This is a genomic window from Streptomyces sp. NPDC058335, from assembly GCF_042723915.1.
Classification (GTDB): domain Bacteria; phylum Actinomycetota; class Actinomycetes; order Streptomycetales; family Streptomycetaceae; genus Streptomyces.
Map to the genome: position 1 here is coordinate 299873 of NZ_JBHXHX010000005.1, position 15279 is coordinate 315151.

10 protein-coding genes are annotated in these 15279 nt (G+C 70.4%); 5 read left to right on the forward strand and 5 right to left on the reverse strand.

Translation table 11 applies throughout. From position 1 onward, the window contains the following. Positions 1-550: 550 nt before the first annotated feature. Positions 551-1663: a LacI family DNA-binding transcriptional regulator gene (locus ACFWJX_RS11745; protein WP_383240427.1), complete on the reverse strand. Its 1113-nt coding sequence runs from the start codon at positions 1661-1663 to the stop codon at positions 551-553. A gap of 435 nt (positions 1664-2098) precedes the next feature. Between ACFWJX_RS11745 and hisC the strand changes: the two genes are divergently transcribed. The 5 genes from hisC to ACFWJX_RS11770 all read left to right on the forward strand — a co-directional run bounded on the left by hisC (position 2099) and on the right by ACFWJX_RS11770 (position 10693). Continuing rightward, positions 2099-3178: a histidinol-phosphate transaminase gene (hisC, locus tag ACFWJX_RS11750; RefSeq protein ID WP_383240429.1), complete on the forward strand. Its 1080-nt coding sequence runs from the start codon at positions 2099-2101 to the stop codon at positions 3176-3178. Positions 3179-3379: 201 nt separating this feature from the next. Further along, the gene (locus tag ACFWJX_RS11755; protein ID WP_383240432.1) at positions 3380-4885 is read left to right on the forward strand and encodes a cytochrome ubiquinol oxidase subunit I; all 1506 of its coding nucleotides are present in this window, start codon (positions 3380-3382) and stop codon (positions 4883-4885) included. 21 nt (positions 4886-4906) lie between these two features. Next, a complete protein-coding gene (gene cydB / locus ACFWJX_RS11760; RefSeq protein ID WP_383240435.1) occupies positions 4907-5911 on the forward strand; it encodes a cytochrome d ubiquinol oxidase subunit II in 1005 nt (334 codons plus the stop codon). A 58-nt stretch (positions 5912-5969) separates the two neighbouring features. After that, complete coding sequence (gene cydD / locus ACFWJX_RS11765; RefSeq protein ID WP_383240438.1) at positions 5970-9467, forward strand: thiol reductant ABC exporter subunit CydD; 3498 nt, start codon at positions 5970-5972, stop codon at positions 9465-9467. Between the two features lie 155 nt (positions 9468-9622). Then, positions 9623-10693, forward strand: a complete 1071-nt coding sequence (locus ACFWJX_RS11770) for a M23 family metallopeptidase (protein ID WP_383240441.1) — start codon at positions 9623-9625, stop codon at positions 10691-10693. Between the two features lie 7 nt (positions 10694-10700). Here the strand turns inward: ACFWJX_RS11770 and ACFWJX_RS11775 are convergent, their stop codons facing one another. From ACFWJX_RS11775 to ACFWJX_RS11790, 4 genes are all read right to left on the reverse strand, one after another. Continuing rightward, positions 10701-11582, reverse strand: a complete 882-nt coding sequence (locus ACFWJX_RS11775) for a Cof-type HAD-IIB family hydrolase (protein WP_383240445.1) — start codon at positions 11580-11582, stop codon at positions 10701-10703. A gap of 101 nt (positions 11583-11683) precedes the next feature. Further along, a complete protein-coding gene (locus tag ACFWJX_RS11780) occupies positions 11684-12586 on the reverse strand; it encodes an LLM class flavin-dependent oxidoreductase (protein WP_383240447.1) in 903 nt (300 codons plus the stop codon). A 113-nt stretch (positions 12587-12699) separates the two neighbouring features. After that, a complete protein-coding gene (locus ACFWJX_RS11785; RefSeq protein WP_383240449.1) occupies positions 12700-13248 on the reverse strand; it encodes an RNA 2'-phosphotransferase in 549 nt (182 codons plus the stop codon). A 235-nt stretch (positions 13249-13483) separates the two neighbouring features. Further along, positions 13484-15277: an SDR family oxidoreductase gene (locus tag ACFWJX_RS11790; RefSeq protein WP_383240452.1), complete on the reverse strand. Its 1794-nt coding sequence runs from the start codon at positions 15275-15277 to the stop codon at positions 13484-13486. Positions 15278-15279 lie beyond the last annotated feature (2 nt).

Sequence of the window (15279 nt, forward strand, 5' to 3'; positions counted from 1 at the left end):
TGCCGTGCGCCCATCATAGGAATGCGGATCGTGCCGTGTGACGACCCAGGGGTGGTGAATCAGAGCAAGGCTCCTGTTCACCGCGGCTTTCGCCCCGATTGGGCCGGGCTTCGGCAGTACTCGCTCACCCACTGCTCACCGTGCTTACACCCGCGGCCTCCGCATGTTCCGCCGTCGGCGGGGAATTTGCGGGCGTGTTGTGGCGAGGGGCGCGGCCGGGGTGTGGGGCCTGCGGCGATCATCGTCGGGCCGCGCCTCGGGTGGCGCCGGTCAACTCCACCCGGCTCATGCCGACCGGCTTCGGCCGACTCGGGCTGGACTTCGGGCTTCTCGAGCCGGAGCAGCCGTCCGCGATCGTCGGGGCCGGGTCCCTCCGATGGGCGCCTCGGCGACCGCCCACCCCCTGCCTCCGCGGCCGCCCGACCGACGGAGCCCCAGCGGCGCCGTTCCCTGCGGTCGGACGACCCGGAACCGGAACCAGGTCATCCGCCCCGTGGTCGGGCCCGAAGCCGGACGGGAAGCAGCCGCGCCCCAGGCCGGCCGCCCCCTCCTACTTCTCCTCCGGCACCCGCGGTGGGCTGACCGTCGTGCGTGGCGAACGTCGCTGGGACGAGGTACGCACGATCAGTTCCGTCGGTATCACCTGCTCGACCGGCCGGTCCGACTCGACGCCTTCGATCGCGTCGATGAGGAGCTGGACCACCGCGGTGCCGATGCGCCGGGGCTTCAGCGACAGCGTGGTGATGGGTGGCTCGGTGTTGGCGTACACGGTGGACTCGCTGCAGCACACCAGCAGCAGGTCCTCCGGGACGCGCAGGCCGTAGCGGCGGGCGGCGGCGAGGAGGTCGGTGCCGTTGGGGTCGAACAGGCCGTAGACGGCGTCCGGCCGGTCGGGCCGGGCGAGCAGCCGGTCGGCGGCGACGGCGCCCGCACACGGATCGTGGGCGGGGTAGGACTCGTAGACCGGGTCCTGGCCGACGCGCTCGCACCAGTGCAGATACGCGCTGGTCGACAGGTGGGTGTAGGTGTCGGTGGTGGTGCCGGTGAGGAGACCGATGCGGCGGGCACCGGCGTCGGCGAGATGGTCGAGGATGTCGAGGACGGCTGCTTCGTGGTCGTTGTCCACCCACGCCGTGACCGGGAGCGGCCCGGCCGGGCGGCCGTCGGAGACGACCGGTAAGCCCTGCCGGACGAGTTCACCGACCACCGGATCCTGGTCGGAGGGGTCGATGACGACCGTGCCGTCCAGGGCGACGTTCGACCACACGTCGTGGCGCGAGGTCGCGGGGAGGATGACGAGGGCGTAGCCGCGGGCGAGCGCGGCGGACGTGGCGGCCCGCGCCATCTCGGCGAAGTACGCGAACTCGGTGAAGGTGAAAGGTTCATCCCCGTACGTGGTCACGGTCAGACCGATGAGGCCCGACTTGCCGGTACGGAGCGTTCGGGCCGCTGCCGAGGGGCGATAGCCCAGTCGGTCGGCGACCTCGCGGACATGGCGTCGGGTGGCGTCCGGGAGCCTGCCCTTGCCGTTGAGGGCATCGGAGACGGTCGTGATGGACACTCCGGCGGCGGCGGCCACGTCCCTGATGCCCGCCCGGCCCGGCCGGCTGCCTCGGCGTGAGGTTTCCGCGCGGCTCACCTGGTGCTTCCCTGCTGCTGTCATGGCGAGCCGATAGTAGGGCTCATCCGGTGGGGTAGGGCGGACGCATATGCACACATTGACAGGCACGTTTCTGCATGGTCAGAGGGGGCCAAGTGCATGGGAAAGCAAGGTAGTTGGACTATTCCATGCCAGGACGTGGCGTGTGGGCACGGATGAGCCTGCCAAGGCACCGATGTTTCGAAGAGGTCTCAACTCACCTGCACGAGGGATGCGCGCCACGGCGCGAGCCACCGGCGCATAGATATATGTACGGCGCGCCCCCAACGTGTACGCCTTCGTCCGCCTTCATACGGTGATGCCGCTGATGTGGGTGTGACGTGGCCGACCCCGCCCGGGTTTCGTGAGCGGAGGTCCGTTCTCAGCTGTACGCAGGCGCGCCGAATCCTCATAAGGTGAGCAGTATTGAAGCCGGTGGTGGTCACGAGGAGGACTGCGGTGAGCGAGACGAGCCCCAAGCTGCGCGCCGAGCTGGAGGGAATCCCCACCTACAAGCCGGGCAAGCCGGCCGCGACGGGTGGTCCCGTGGCCTACAAGCTGTCCTCCAACGAGAACCCCTATCCGCCGCTGCCGGGCGTGCTGGAGCGCGTCACGGCCCTTGCCGGGTCCTTCAACCGCTACCCGGACCTGGCGTGCTCGGGCCTGGTGGAGGAGTTGTCCGAACGCTTCGGCGTGCCGGCCTCGCACATCGCCACGGGCACCGGCTCGGTCGGCGTCGCCCAACAGCTGGTCCAGTCGACGGCTGGACCGGGCGACGAGGTCATCTACGCGTGGCGGTCCTTCGAGGCGTACCCGATCATCACGCAGATCAGCGGCGCGACCGCGGTGCAGGTGCCGCTGACGCCCGGTGATGTGCACGACCTGGACGCGATGGCCGACGCGATCACCGAGCGGACCCGGCTGATCTTCGTCTGCAACCCCAACAACCCCACGGGCACCGTGGTGCGGCGGGCCGAGCTGGAGCGGTTCCTGGACCGGGTGCCCGGCGATGTCCTGGTCGTGCTCGACGAGGCCTACCGGGAGTTCATCCGCGACGCCGAGGTGCCGGACGGAGTCGGGCTGTACCGGGAGCGGCCGAACGTCTGTGTCCTGCGGACCTTCTCCAAGGCGTACGGGCTCGCCGGGCTGCGGGTCGGCTTCGCGATCGCCCATGAGCCTGTGGCGGCGGCGCTGCGCAAGACGGCGGTGCCGTTCGGGGTGAGCCAGATCGCCCAGGAGGCGGCGATCGCCTCGCTCCGGGCCGAGGACGAGCTGCTCGGCCGGGTCGGTTCCCTGGTCTGTGAGCGCAACCGGGTGGTCGAGGGGCTGCGCGCCCAGGGCTGGACGGTGCCGGAGACGCAGGCCAACTTCGTGTGGCTGAGGCTGGGCGAGCAGACGGTCTCCTTCGCGGCGGCGTGCGAGCAGGCGGGCGTCGTGATCCGGCCGTTCCCGGGGGAGGGTGTGCGGGTGACGATCGGGGAGAACGAGGCCAACGACATCTTCCTGAAGGTGGCGGAGGGGTTCCGCAAGGAGCTGTAGCGGGTGAGACATGGGTCACCCGGTCCGCAAGGGTGAGGGCGGTTTCCGCAGGTCAGCTCCTATGACATGGCGTCGTCGGCTCGATGCCGCGAGGGGGTTCCCCAAGGTAAGGGGGACCCCCTTCACGCATCGAAAATCCGTGCGCCATAATTGCTTGTGAATGTGAACGCTTTCACAAGCGGTTGAGTAAGGAGCGGTGACGTGGACCTGGCTTTGGCGCCGGAGACCCTGGCGCGCTGGCAGTTCGGCATCACGACCGTCTACCACTTCCTGTTCGTTCCCCTGACGATCTCGCTGGCCGCGCTGACCGCCGGACTCCAGACCGCATGGGTGCGCACAGAGAAGGAGAAGTACCTCAGGGCGACGAAGTTCTGGGGCAAGCTCTTCCTGATCAATATCGCGATGGGTGTCGTCACCGGCATCGTGCAGGAGTTCCAGTTCGGCATGAACTGGTCGGACTACTCCCGCTTCGTCGGCGACGTCTTCGGCGCACCGCTGGCCTTCGAGGCCCTCATCGCCTTCTTCTTCGAGTCGACCTTCATAGGGCTCTGGATCTTCGGCTGGGACAAGCTGCCCAAGAAGGTCCACCTGGCCTGCATATGGATGGTCTCGATCGGCACGCTGCTGTCGGCGTACTTCATCCTCGCGGCCAACTCCTGGATGCAGCACCCCGTCGGCTACCGCATCAACGAGGCGAAGGGGCGCGCCGAACTCACCGACTTCTGGCGCGTCCTCACCCAGAACACCGCTCTCAACCAGGTCTTCCACAGCTTCTCGGCGGCCTTCCTGACGGGTGGCGCCTTCCTGGTGGGCATCGCCGCCTTCCACCTGATGCGCAAGAAGCACATCCCGGAGATGCGGACCTCGCTGCGGCTCGGCCTGGTCACCCTGGCGGTCGGCGGGCTGCTCACCGCGGTCAGCGGCGACACCCTCGGCAAGGTCATGTACGAGCAGCAGCCGATGAAGATGGCCGCGGCCGAGGCGCTGTGGGACGGCGAGGAGCCGGCGCCCTTCTCGGTGTTCGCCTACGGGGACGTCGACAAGGGTCACAACAAGGTCGCCCTGGAGATCCCCGGCCTGCTGTCCTTCCTGGCACACAGCGACTTCGAGTCGTACGTGCCCGGCATCAACGACACCAATGAGGCACTCCAGCAGAAGTTCGGCCCGGGTGACTACAAGCCCATCGTCCCCGTCGCCTACTGGGGCTTCCGCTGGATGATCGGCTTCGGCATGGCGTCGTTCTCCCTCGGTCTGGTCGGGCTGTGGCTCACGCGCAGGAGGTTCCTCCTGCCGGCCGCCCTGCGGACCGGGGAGGACGAGGTACCGCGTCTGGTCCTGCTGAAGAAGCCCCTCGGCTCGAGGCTCACCCGGCTGTACTGGCTGCTGGCGCTGTGGACCATGGCGTTCCCGCTGATCGCCAACTCCTGGGGCTGGATCTTCACCGAGATGGGCCGCCAGCCCTGGGTCGTGTACGGCGTCATGCAGACGCGGGATGCGGTCTCCCCCGGCGTCTCCCAGGCCGAGATCCTCACCTCGATGATCACCTTCACGGTGCTGTACGCCATCCTCGCCGTCGTCGAGGTCAAGCTGCTCGTGAAGTACGTGAAGGCCGGCCCGCCCGAGCTGACCGAGGCCGACCTCAACCCGCCCACGAAGATCGGCGGCGACTCCCGTGACGCCGACAAGCCGATGGCCTTCTCCTACTAGGCCCGAGGGAGCTGCACAGTCATGGAACTGCACGACGTCTGGTTCGTCCTCATCGCCGTCCTGTGGATCGGCTACTTCTTCCTGGAGGGCTTCGACTTCGGGGTCGGCATCCTCACCAAGCTGCTCGCCCGCGACCGGCCCGAGCGGCGGGTGCTCATCAACACCATCGGACCCGTTTGGGACGGCAACGAGGTATGGCTGCTCTCGGCGGGCGGCGCCACCTTCGCCGCCTTCCCGGAGTGGTACGCCACGCTCTTCTCCGGCTTCTATCTGCCCCTGCTGCTCATCCTGGTCTGCCTCATCGTGCGGGGTGTCGCCTTCGAGTACCGGGCCAAGCGGCCCGAGGAGAACTGGCAGCGCAACTGGGAGCACGCGATCTTCTGGACCTCGCTCCTCCCCGCGTTCCTGTGGGGTGTGGCCTTCGGCAACATCGTGCACGGCGTGAAGATCGACCAGGACTTCGAGTACGTCGGCACCGTCGGAGACCTGCTCAACCCGTACGCACTGCTCGGCGGTCTGGTCACCCTGACGCTGTTCACCTTCCACGGTGCGGTGTTCACGGCCCTCAAGACCGTCGGCGACATCCGGGAACGGGCGCGGAAGCTGGCGACCAAGGTCGGTCTGCTGACCGCCATGGCCTCGCTGGTCTTCCTGCTGTGGACGCAGATCGACAGCGGTGACGGCAAGAGCCTCGTCGCCCTGGTCGTGGCCGTCGCCGCCCTCGTCGCGGCGCTGGTGGCGAACCAGGCGGGGCGTGAGGGCTGGTCGTTCGCCCTCTCAGGCCTCACCATCGTGGCCGCCGTCACGATGCTCTTCCTGACGCTCTTCCCGAATGTCATGCCGTCCTCGCTCAACGCGGACTGGAACCTCACGGTGACCAACGCCTCGTCGAGCCCGTACACCCTGAAGATCATGACCTGGTGCGCGGCGATCGCCACGCCGGTCGTCATGGTCTACCAGGGGTGGACCTACTGGGTCTTCCGTAAGCGGATCGGTACGCAGCACCTCGCTGAGCCCGCGCACTGAGTCGAGCTGGGGCATGTTTCACGTGAAACATGCCCCTTGAGAAGAGGGTGTGTTTCACGTGAAACCGATCGACCCGCGTCTCCTCCGATACGCCCGCGCCACCCGCCGCTTTCTCGTGGCGGTCGTCGGTCTGGGAGCCGTCGGAGCAGTGCTGGTGATCGCTCAGGCGATGCTCATCGCCGAGGTGGTGGTCGGTGCCTTCGAGCAGGGTAGGCCGGTCGCGGAACTCCGCACGCCCCTGCTGCTCCTGGTGGCTGTGGCGATCGGCCGCGCGCTGGTCGCCTGGCTCACGGAATTGTCCGCGCACCGGGCAAGCGCGGCAGTGAAGTCGGAGTTGCGGGGCCGCTTGCTGGAGCGGGCGGCCCGGCTCGGTCCCGGGTGGCTGAGCGGGCAGCGGACCGGTTCACTGATCGCGCTCGCGACCCGGGGTGTTGACGCCCTCGACGACTACTTCTCGCGCTATCTGCCGCAGCTGGGACTCGCGGTGGTCGTGCCGGTGGCGGTGCTGGCGCGGATCGTGACCGAGGACTGGGTGTCCGCCGCGATCATCGTCGGCACCCTGCCGCTGATCCCTGTCTTCATGGTGCTGATCGGCTGGGCCACGCAGTCGCGGATGGACCGTCAGTGGCGGTTGCTGTCCCAGCTGTCCGGTCACTTCCTGGACGTCGTCGCGGGACTGCCCACGCTCAAGGTGTTCGGGCGGGCCAAGGCGCAGGCCGAGTCGATCCGACGCATCACCGGCGAGTACCGGCAGGCGACCATGCGGACGCTGCGGATCGCCTTCATCTCGTCGTTCGCGCTGGAGCTGCTGGCGACCCTCTCGGTGGCCCTGGTCGCCGTGACGATCGGCATGCGGCTCGTGCACGGTGAGATGGACCTGTACACGGGCCTGGTCATCCTCGTGCTCGCGCCCGAGGCCTATCTCCCGTTGCGGCAGGTCGGGGCGCAGTTCCACGCGGCAGCCGAGGGGCTGGCCGCGGCCGAGGAGATCTTCGACGTCCTGGAGACGCCGCTGCCGGTGTCCGGCACGGGCGCGGCGCCGACGGGCGGTGTGGCCTTCGAGAGTGTGACGGTCCGCTACCCCGGACGCTCCGACGACGCCGTCTCGGACGTGTCCTTCACCGTTGCCCCCGGGGAGACGGTGGCACTCGTCGGCCCGAGCGGCGTCGGCAAGTCCACCCTGCTGAACGCCCTCCTGGGCTTCGTCCGGCCGGCCGAGGGCCGGGTGAGCGTCGGGGGGGCCGACCTCGCGGACATCGACCTGGAGCAGTGGCGTTCCCGGATCGCCTGGGTGCCGCAGCACCCGCACCTCTACGCCGGCACGATCGCCGACAACGTACGGCTGGCGCGTCCCGACGCCGACGACGCCGCCGTACGCGGGGCGCTCGGTGACGCGGGGGCCCTGGAGTTCGTGGACGCGCTGCCGGCGGGTGCTGGGACGGTGCTCGGCGAGGACGGGGCCGGGCTGTCCGCCGGTCAGCGTCAGCGGCTCGCGCTGGCGCGGGCGTTCCTCGCCGACCGGCCCGTGCTGCTGCTGGACGAGCCGACGGCCGCGCTCGACGGGGAGACCGAGGCGGAGGTCGTGACCGCGGTACGACGGCTGGCGGCCGGTCGGACGGTCCTGCTGGTGGTACATCGCCCGGCGCTGCTGGCGGTGGCGGACCGTGTGGTGCGGCTGGAAGCCGCGGACACGGTGGTACGAGCGGAGGCACACGGACTCCCGGCGGCCACACCGCAGCGTTCCGGGATCGAGGCCGAAGGCCAAGACGTGGACGCCGTGCGGGAGACGCGAACCGCCCCGTCCGGGGGCGGGGTCCTCACCCGGGTACGAGGCATGGCCGGTGCCCGGCGTGGACGCCTCGGTCTCGCGCTGCTCCTCGGCAGCCTCGCTCTCGGCAGCGCCGTCGGCCTCATGGCCACCTCCGGCTGGCTCATTTCACGTGCGTCGCAACAGCCCCCGGTGCTCTATCTGATGGTGGCAGTGACCGCGACCCGGGCCTTCGGCATCGGACGGGCCGTGTTCCGGTACGCCGAGCGGCTCGTGTCGCACGACGCCGTACTGCGGATGCTCGCCGACACCCGGGTCGCCGTGTACCGACGGCTGGAGCGGCTCGCGCCTGCCGGGCTGCGCAGCACCCGCCGGGGCGACCTGCTGACGCGGCTCGTCGCCGACGTGGACGCCCTCCAGGACTACTGGCTGCGCTGGCTGCTGCCCGCCGCGTCCGCCGTCGCCGTCTCCGCGGGGTCCGTCGCGTTCACGGCGTGGCTGCTCCCCGAGGCGGGCGCCGTCCTCGCCGTGGGGCTGCTCGCGGCCGGTGCGGGCGTCCCACTGGTCACCGGCGCCGTGGCCCGCCGGGCCGAACGCCGACTCGCCCCCGCACGAGGGGTACTCGCCACCCGCGCCGCCGACCTGCTCACCGGCACCGCCGAACTGACGGTCGCGGGCGCCCTGCACGCCCGTACGGCCGCGGTCCGGGAGGCGGACTCCGTGCTCACCCGGATCGCCTCGCGCGCCGCTACCGCCACCGCGCTCGGCGGAGGGCTGACGGCGCTCGTCTCGGGACTGACGGTGGCCGCCGCCGCCCTCGTGGGTGCGCAGGCCGTCGACGCGGGACGGCTGAGCGGAGTGACCATGGCCGTGGTCGTCCTCACCCCGCTCGCCGCCTTCGAGGCCGTCCTCGGCCTGCCGCTCGCCGTCCAGTACCGCCAGCGCGTGCGCAGAAGCGCGGAGCGCGTGTACGAGGTCCTGGACTCCCCCGAGCCGGTGCGCGAGCCCGAGCGGCCTCGCCAGGCACCCATGTCGCCCTTCCCCCTCGTCCTCAAGGGGTTGTCCGCCCGGTACGCGGGACAGGGCCGGGACGCGCTCGCCGGTGTCGACCTCACCGTGGAGCAGGGCCGCAGGATCGCCGTCGTGGGGACCTCCGGTTCGGGCAAGACGACGCTCGCGCAGGTGCTGCTTCGGTTCCTGGACTCCGGTGCGGGTTCGTACACGCTCGGCGGGGTGGACGCGTACGCCCTGGAGGGGGACGACGTACGGCGGCTGGTCGGGCTGTGCGCGCAGGACGCGCACCTCTTCGACAGTTCGGTCCGCGAGAACCTGCTGCTGGCGAACAAGGAGGCGACCGAGGACGACCTGCGTGATGCGCTGACCCGCGCCCGGCTGCTGGAGTGGGCCGACGGACTGCCTGACGGGCTCGACACGCTCGTCGGCGAGCACGGCGCCCGGCTGTCCGGCGGGCAGCGCCAGCGCCTCGCCCTCGCCCGCGCGCTCCTGGCCGACTTTCCCGTCCTGGTGCTCGACGAGCCCGCCGAGCATCTCGACCTGCCGACCGCCGACGCGCTCACCGCGGACCTGCTGGCCGCCACCGAAGGCCGTACGACGCTCCTCATCACCCACCGGCTCGCCGGGCTCGACGCGGTGGACGAGGTGGTCGTCCTCGACGAGGGCCGGGTCGTGCAGCGCGGCGCCTACGCGGAGTTGGCCGTGGGGGAGGGACCGCTGCGCGAGATGGTCGAGCGTGAGGAGGCGGCCGAGCTGCTGGTGGGGGTGCGGTGAAGCGCGACCTTTCCCCCGGTCGGTGCGGCGGCCCTGGGCTCCCGTTCTGAGCGAACGCCCGGCACGGTCCGCGTTCGGCCATTCGGGGTTGTTGGTCCCCCAGGCGTAGGACCAGAACAGGACCGGGAGGGGGTGGCCGGGACAGGATCGCTGACATGCCCTCACATTGCCGTCGCGCACTGCTGGTTCCGGTCCTGCTGTGTGCGGCCGCGGTGCTGGTGATGCGGCCCACGACCGCCGACGGCGAGCCGGGCGGTGACGGTGCGGGCGGCGGGCCCGGCTCCGGGCTCAGCGCGCAGGTGGCGCGGTTGTACGAGGAGGCGGCCGTGGCCACCCAGCAGTACGAGGCGGGGCGCGTCGAAGCCGAGGCGCAACGGGAGAAAGCACAGCGGCTGGAGCAACTCCTCGACCGTGAACGGCAGGAGATCACGGTGCTGCGTGAGGACCTGGGCCGCATCGCGCGCGCCCAGTACCGCGGCAGCGGCGGGCTGCCCGTCGCCGCGCAGCTCGTCCTGTCGAGCAGCCCCGTCGAGCTGATGCGAGGTCAGCACGTCCTTTCACGGACGAAGCTGGCGGTGGGCAACGCGATCGGCAAGAGCCGGCGGGCCGAGACCCGGCTGGCCGCCGACGAGGCGAGAGCGGCGGCCGCCCGGCAGGCGCTGGAGCGGCGTACCGCCGAACTGGCCGTGCTGAAGAAGGGCATCGAGCAGAAGCTGGAACAGGCGCGGTGGCAGTTGCAGGGGCAGGCGGACGCATCGGTCGCCGCGGGTGCCTGCCGAGGTGCCGAGCGGCTCGACCGGCCACCGAAGAGTGACGCGCGGAAGTGGGCCGCACCGGTCGACGGCTACACCCTGTCCGCGGGTTTCGGCAGCGGCGGCGCCCGCTGGGCCGGTCGGCATACGGGTCAGGACTTCGCGGTACCGATCGGCACGCCGGTGAAGGCGGTCGGCGCGGGCCGTGTGGTGCGGGTGTCGTGCGGCGGCGCCTTCGGCATCGAGATCGTGCTCCGGCACGCCGACGGCTACTACACGCAGTACGCCCATCTGGCGTCCGTCGCCGTCGACCAGGGCGAGAGCGTGAGGGCGGGGCAGTGGATCGGGCAGTCGGGCACCAGTGGCAACTCGACCGGCCCGCACCTGCACTTCGAGGTGCGGGTCACCCCGGAGATGGGGTCGGCGGTCGACCCGGTGCCGTGGCTGGCGGCGCGCGGGGCGCCCGTCGGGTAGACCTGGCTCAGTCGGAGGCCCGGAGCCGCTCGGTGACCAGCCGCTCGATGACGACGGCGACCCCGTCGTCGTTGTTGGCGACCGTCTGCCCGGAGGCCGCGGCGATCACATCAGGGTGCGCGTTGCCCATGGCGTACGAACGGCCCGCCCAGGTGAGCATCTCGACGTCGTTCGGCATGTCCCCGAACGCGACGACCTCCTCGTGCGAGATGCCCCGCTCCGCGCAGCACAGGGCGAGAGTGCTGGCCTTGGAGACACCGGGGCCGCTGATCTCCAGCAGCGCGCTGGGGCTGGAACGGGTGACATTGGCGCGGTCGCCGATGGCCAGCCGCGCCAGGATGAGGAAGGCGTCGGGGTCGAGCGTGGGATGGAACGCGAGGATCTTCAGCACCGGCTCACCGGCCCCCGGGGCGTCCGGCGCCAGCAGCCGCTCGGCGGATGCGAGGGAGTCGGGGACCTCCATGTGCATCTTGGGATACTCCGGCTCCTGGTAGAAGCCGTACGTCTGCTCGACCGCGTACACGGTCCCGGGCGCCGCCTCGCGCAGCAGCCGTACGGCGTCCAGCGCGTTGTCCCGGGCCAGTTCGCGCACCTTCACGAACCGGTGGGAGCCGGGACCGCCGTGCAGGTCGACCACGGCGGCGCCGTTGCCGCAGATCGCCAGGCCGTGCCCGTGGACGTGGTCGCTGACGACGTCCATCCAGCGGGCGGGGCGGCCGGTGACGAAGAAGACCTCGATGCCCGCCTTCTCGGCGGCGGCGAGGGCCGTGACGGTACGCGGGGACACCGACTTGTCGTCGCGCAGCAGGGTCCCGTCGAGGTCGGTGGCGATCAACCGCGGCGGGGTGGTGGCGGCCGGGGTCTCGGGCTGTCGAGTCGCTGAGGTCACCCGGTCATTCTCCCGTATCGGTCCGCACGGTCGTGCGGGAGTCCGCACAGATGAGTTGTGACCGGTGATGTCACAGGTCGGCGCAGCGTCCGTGGCCGAGGTCAGCGCAGCTGCGCCGGGGCCTCCATGGCGATCTGCTCGAAGACCTTCTGGTCCGCAGCGAAGTCGGAGTCCGGGATGGGCCAGTGGATGACGATCTCCGTGAAACCCAGCTCCTGGTGACGGCCCGCGAAGTCCACGAAGGCGTCGAGGGACTCCAGCGGCCGGCCGCGGTCCGGCGTGAACCCGGTGAGCAGGACCTTGTCCAGGGTGTGCACGTCCCGTCCGAGCGCCACACAGGCGTCCGTGAGCTTCTCGACCTGGCGGCGGATGGCCTCGACCGACTGCTCGGGGGTGCCGTTCTGGAACAGCTTGGGGTCGCCGGTGGTCACCCAGGCCTGGCCGTGGCGCGCGGCGAGCTTCAGGCCGCGCGGGCCGGTCGCGGCGACGGCGAAGGGCAGCCGGGGACGCTGGACGCAGCCGGGGATGTTGCGCGCCTCGTGCGCCGAGTAGAAGTCGCCCTCGTAGGACACCGAGTCCTCGGTGAGCAGCCGGTCCAGGAGCGGCACGAACTCGGCGAAGCGATCGGCCCGCTCACGCGGGGTCCACGGATCCTGGCCGAGGGCGGTGGCGTCGAAGCCTGTGCCGCCCGCGCCGATCCCGAGGGTGATCCGGCCGCCGGAGATGTCGTCCAGGGAGATCAGCTCCTTGGCGAGGTTCACCGGGTGCCGGAAGTTCGGCGAGGTCACCAGGGTGCCCAGGCGAAGTCGCTCGGTGGCGGTCGCGGCGGCGGTGAGCGTAGGGATCGCGCCGAACCAGGGGCCGTCGCGGAAGGTGCGCCAGGACAGGTGGTCGTAGGTGTACCCGGTGTGGAAGCCGAGCTGCTCGGCGCGTGTCCAGGCCGAACGGCCGCCTTCGTGCCAGCGGAGGTACGGGAGGATCACGGTGCTCAGTCGCAGACTCATGTCATCGAGCGTATGCGGCCGACCGTGTTTCACGTGAAACGGTGACCGTACGCGCCGGTCCGGCCACGGACCGCGCGGTGACGGCGGCCACGGCGGTGCTCGGCCGGTAGAAGTCAGTGTGGCGCGGGAAAGCGCAGGTACCGCGGCGGTACCGCCTTCGTCAGCCACACTCCGTTGGCGCTCACCTGGAAGACGTGGCCGTCGCGGTGCATGGCCCCCGCGTCCACCGAGAGCACCACCGGCCGCCCTCGGCGGGCGCCGACCCGGGTCGCGGTCTCCCGGTCGGCGGAGAGGTGCACGTCATGCCGGTTCATGGGCCGCAGCCCCTCGTCCCGGATCGCGTCCAGGTGCTGTGCCACGGTCCCGTGGTAGAGGTACGGCGGCGGCGTCGCCTGCGGAAGGCCGAGGTCCACGCCGATGCTGTGGCCCTGGCTGGCGCGGATGCGTGTGCCCTCGACCGCGAAGCGCTTCTTGTCGTTCGCGGCGACGACGTGGTCCAGTTCGTCCCGGGTGAAGGGGAATCCGTGGGCCGCGGCTGCCGCGATGAGCGTCTCGATCTCGACCCAGCCGGCCTCGTCGAGCGTGAGGCCGATGCGCTCCGGCTGGTGGCGCAGATGCTTGGAGAGGTACTTCGACACCTTCACGGTGCGTCTTTCGTCCATCCGATCAGCATGACGGGCGAGACGGGGATCACGCATCGAGTTTTGTGCCCGATGTTTGATCCACAACCAACAGCATTTATCCACAGGGGGATTGGGAATTCTGTGGACAACGACCCGCCATTTCCCAGCAGTTCGTCAAGGCACGCTGATGGTGGGCAACTTGAGGTCCAGCCGTCGAAGAGGGCTGTGAGGACGCCCACTTCGGCGCCCGCACCACCGTCGAACGACAACAGCCCTACAGCCGCGGCTCCACACGCGCGAGTCGCCTCAACATACCGGGCGCGAAGCGGGACAGGGCATGCGAAACCCTTGCCTCAGGCGTGACCGGGACCACCGCCTCGTTCCGGGCGACGGCGCGCAGAATCGCGCTCGCGACCTTCTCGGGCGGGTAGTTGCGCAGCTCGTACATGCGCGCGGAGCGCCTCTGACGACGTCGCTCCTCCTCGGCGTCAACACCGACGAACGTGGCCGTGGAGGTGATGCTCGTGTTCACCAGGCCGGGGCAGACCGCCGTAACACCGATGTCGCGACCGGCCAGTTCGGCGCGCAGGCACTCGCTCAGCATCAGCACGGCGGCCTTGGACGCGCTGTAGGCAGGCAGCGACTTGGACGGCTGGAAGGCGGCAGCGGAAGCGGTGTTGACGATGTGGCCGCCCTGGCCGCGGTCCGCCATCTGGCGGCCGAAGAGGCGGCAACCATGGATCACGCCCCACAGGTTGACGTCCAAGACCTTGCGCCAGTCCTCCGGCGTGGTGTCCAGGAACGAACCCGACAGCCCTATGCCCGCATTGTTCACCAGTACGTCCACCACGCCGTGTTCGGCAAGGACCTTCGCCGCGAGCTTGTCCATCGCCTGCTCGTCGGAGACGTCCACCGTCTCCGCCCAGGCATTCGCGGCGCCGATGGCACGGGCCAACGCAGCGGTGCGGGACGCGCTTTCGGCGTCCCGGTCGACGGCGATCACGCGCGCGCCCGCTTCGGCGAACGCGAACGCCGTCGCCCGTCCGATGCCACTGCCCGCCCCGGTGACCAGCACCAACTGGCCACCGAACCGCTCTGCGTACGGACCGGCCGGCTTGGGGTTCGGCTCAGTGCCGGCCGTCTCCGCGTCACTCTCCCCGTCCATTCCCTCTTCGCTCTCCACGGAGTTCACGAACTCGGTGATCCAGGAAGCCAGCTGATCGGGCCGGGTGCGCGGCACCCAGTGCTTCGCCGCGATCGTCCGACGCGTCAGACGCGGAGCCCACAGCTCCAGGTCGTCGTAGAGCTGCTCCGACAGGAACGCGTCCCCCAAGGGCGTGATGAGCTGCACGGGGGCGTGTGCGTGGGCGTTCGGGCGCGGACGGCGCAGCCGGGGCCGTACGTTGTCGCGGTACAGCCATGCCCCGTGGGCCGCGTCGCAGGCCAGCGAGGACGTGGGGTAGTCGCCGCCGGGCACCTTCTCCAGCCGCCGCAGGATGCCGGGCCAGCGCTTGCCGAGGGGGCCGCGCCAGGCGAGTTCGGGCAGCACGGGGGTGTGGAGCAGGTACACGTACCAGGACTTCGCGCCCTGGCCGAGGAGTTGGCCGATGCGACGCGGAGTGGGCCGGGTGAGGCGCTTGTTGATCCAGTGACCGAAGTGGTCGAGGGACGGGCCGGACATCGACGTGAAGGACGCGATCCTGCCCTTGGTGCGCTCGACCGTGACGAACTCCCAGGACTGCACCGATCCCCAGTCGTGCCCGACGAGATGCACCGGGCGGCCGGGGCTGACCGCGTCCGCGACCGCGAGGAAGTCGTCCGTCAGCTTCTCCAGGGTGAATCCGCCCCGCAGCGGCTGCGGCGCGGTCGAACGGCCATGGCCCCGGACGTCGTACAGGACGACGTGGAACCGGACGGCCAGCCGGGACGCGACCTCGGACCACACCTCCTTGCTGTCCGGATAGCCGTGCACCAGGACGACCGTCGGTGACCCGGGGTCCCCCAGTTCGGCGACGCACAGCTCGATACCGCCGGTCCGCACCCGGCGCTCGCGCGCACCCTCCAGCATCG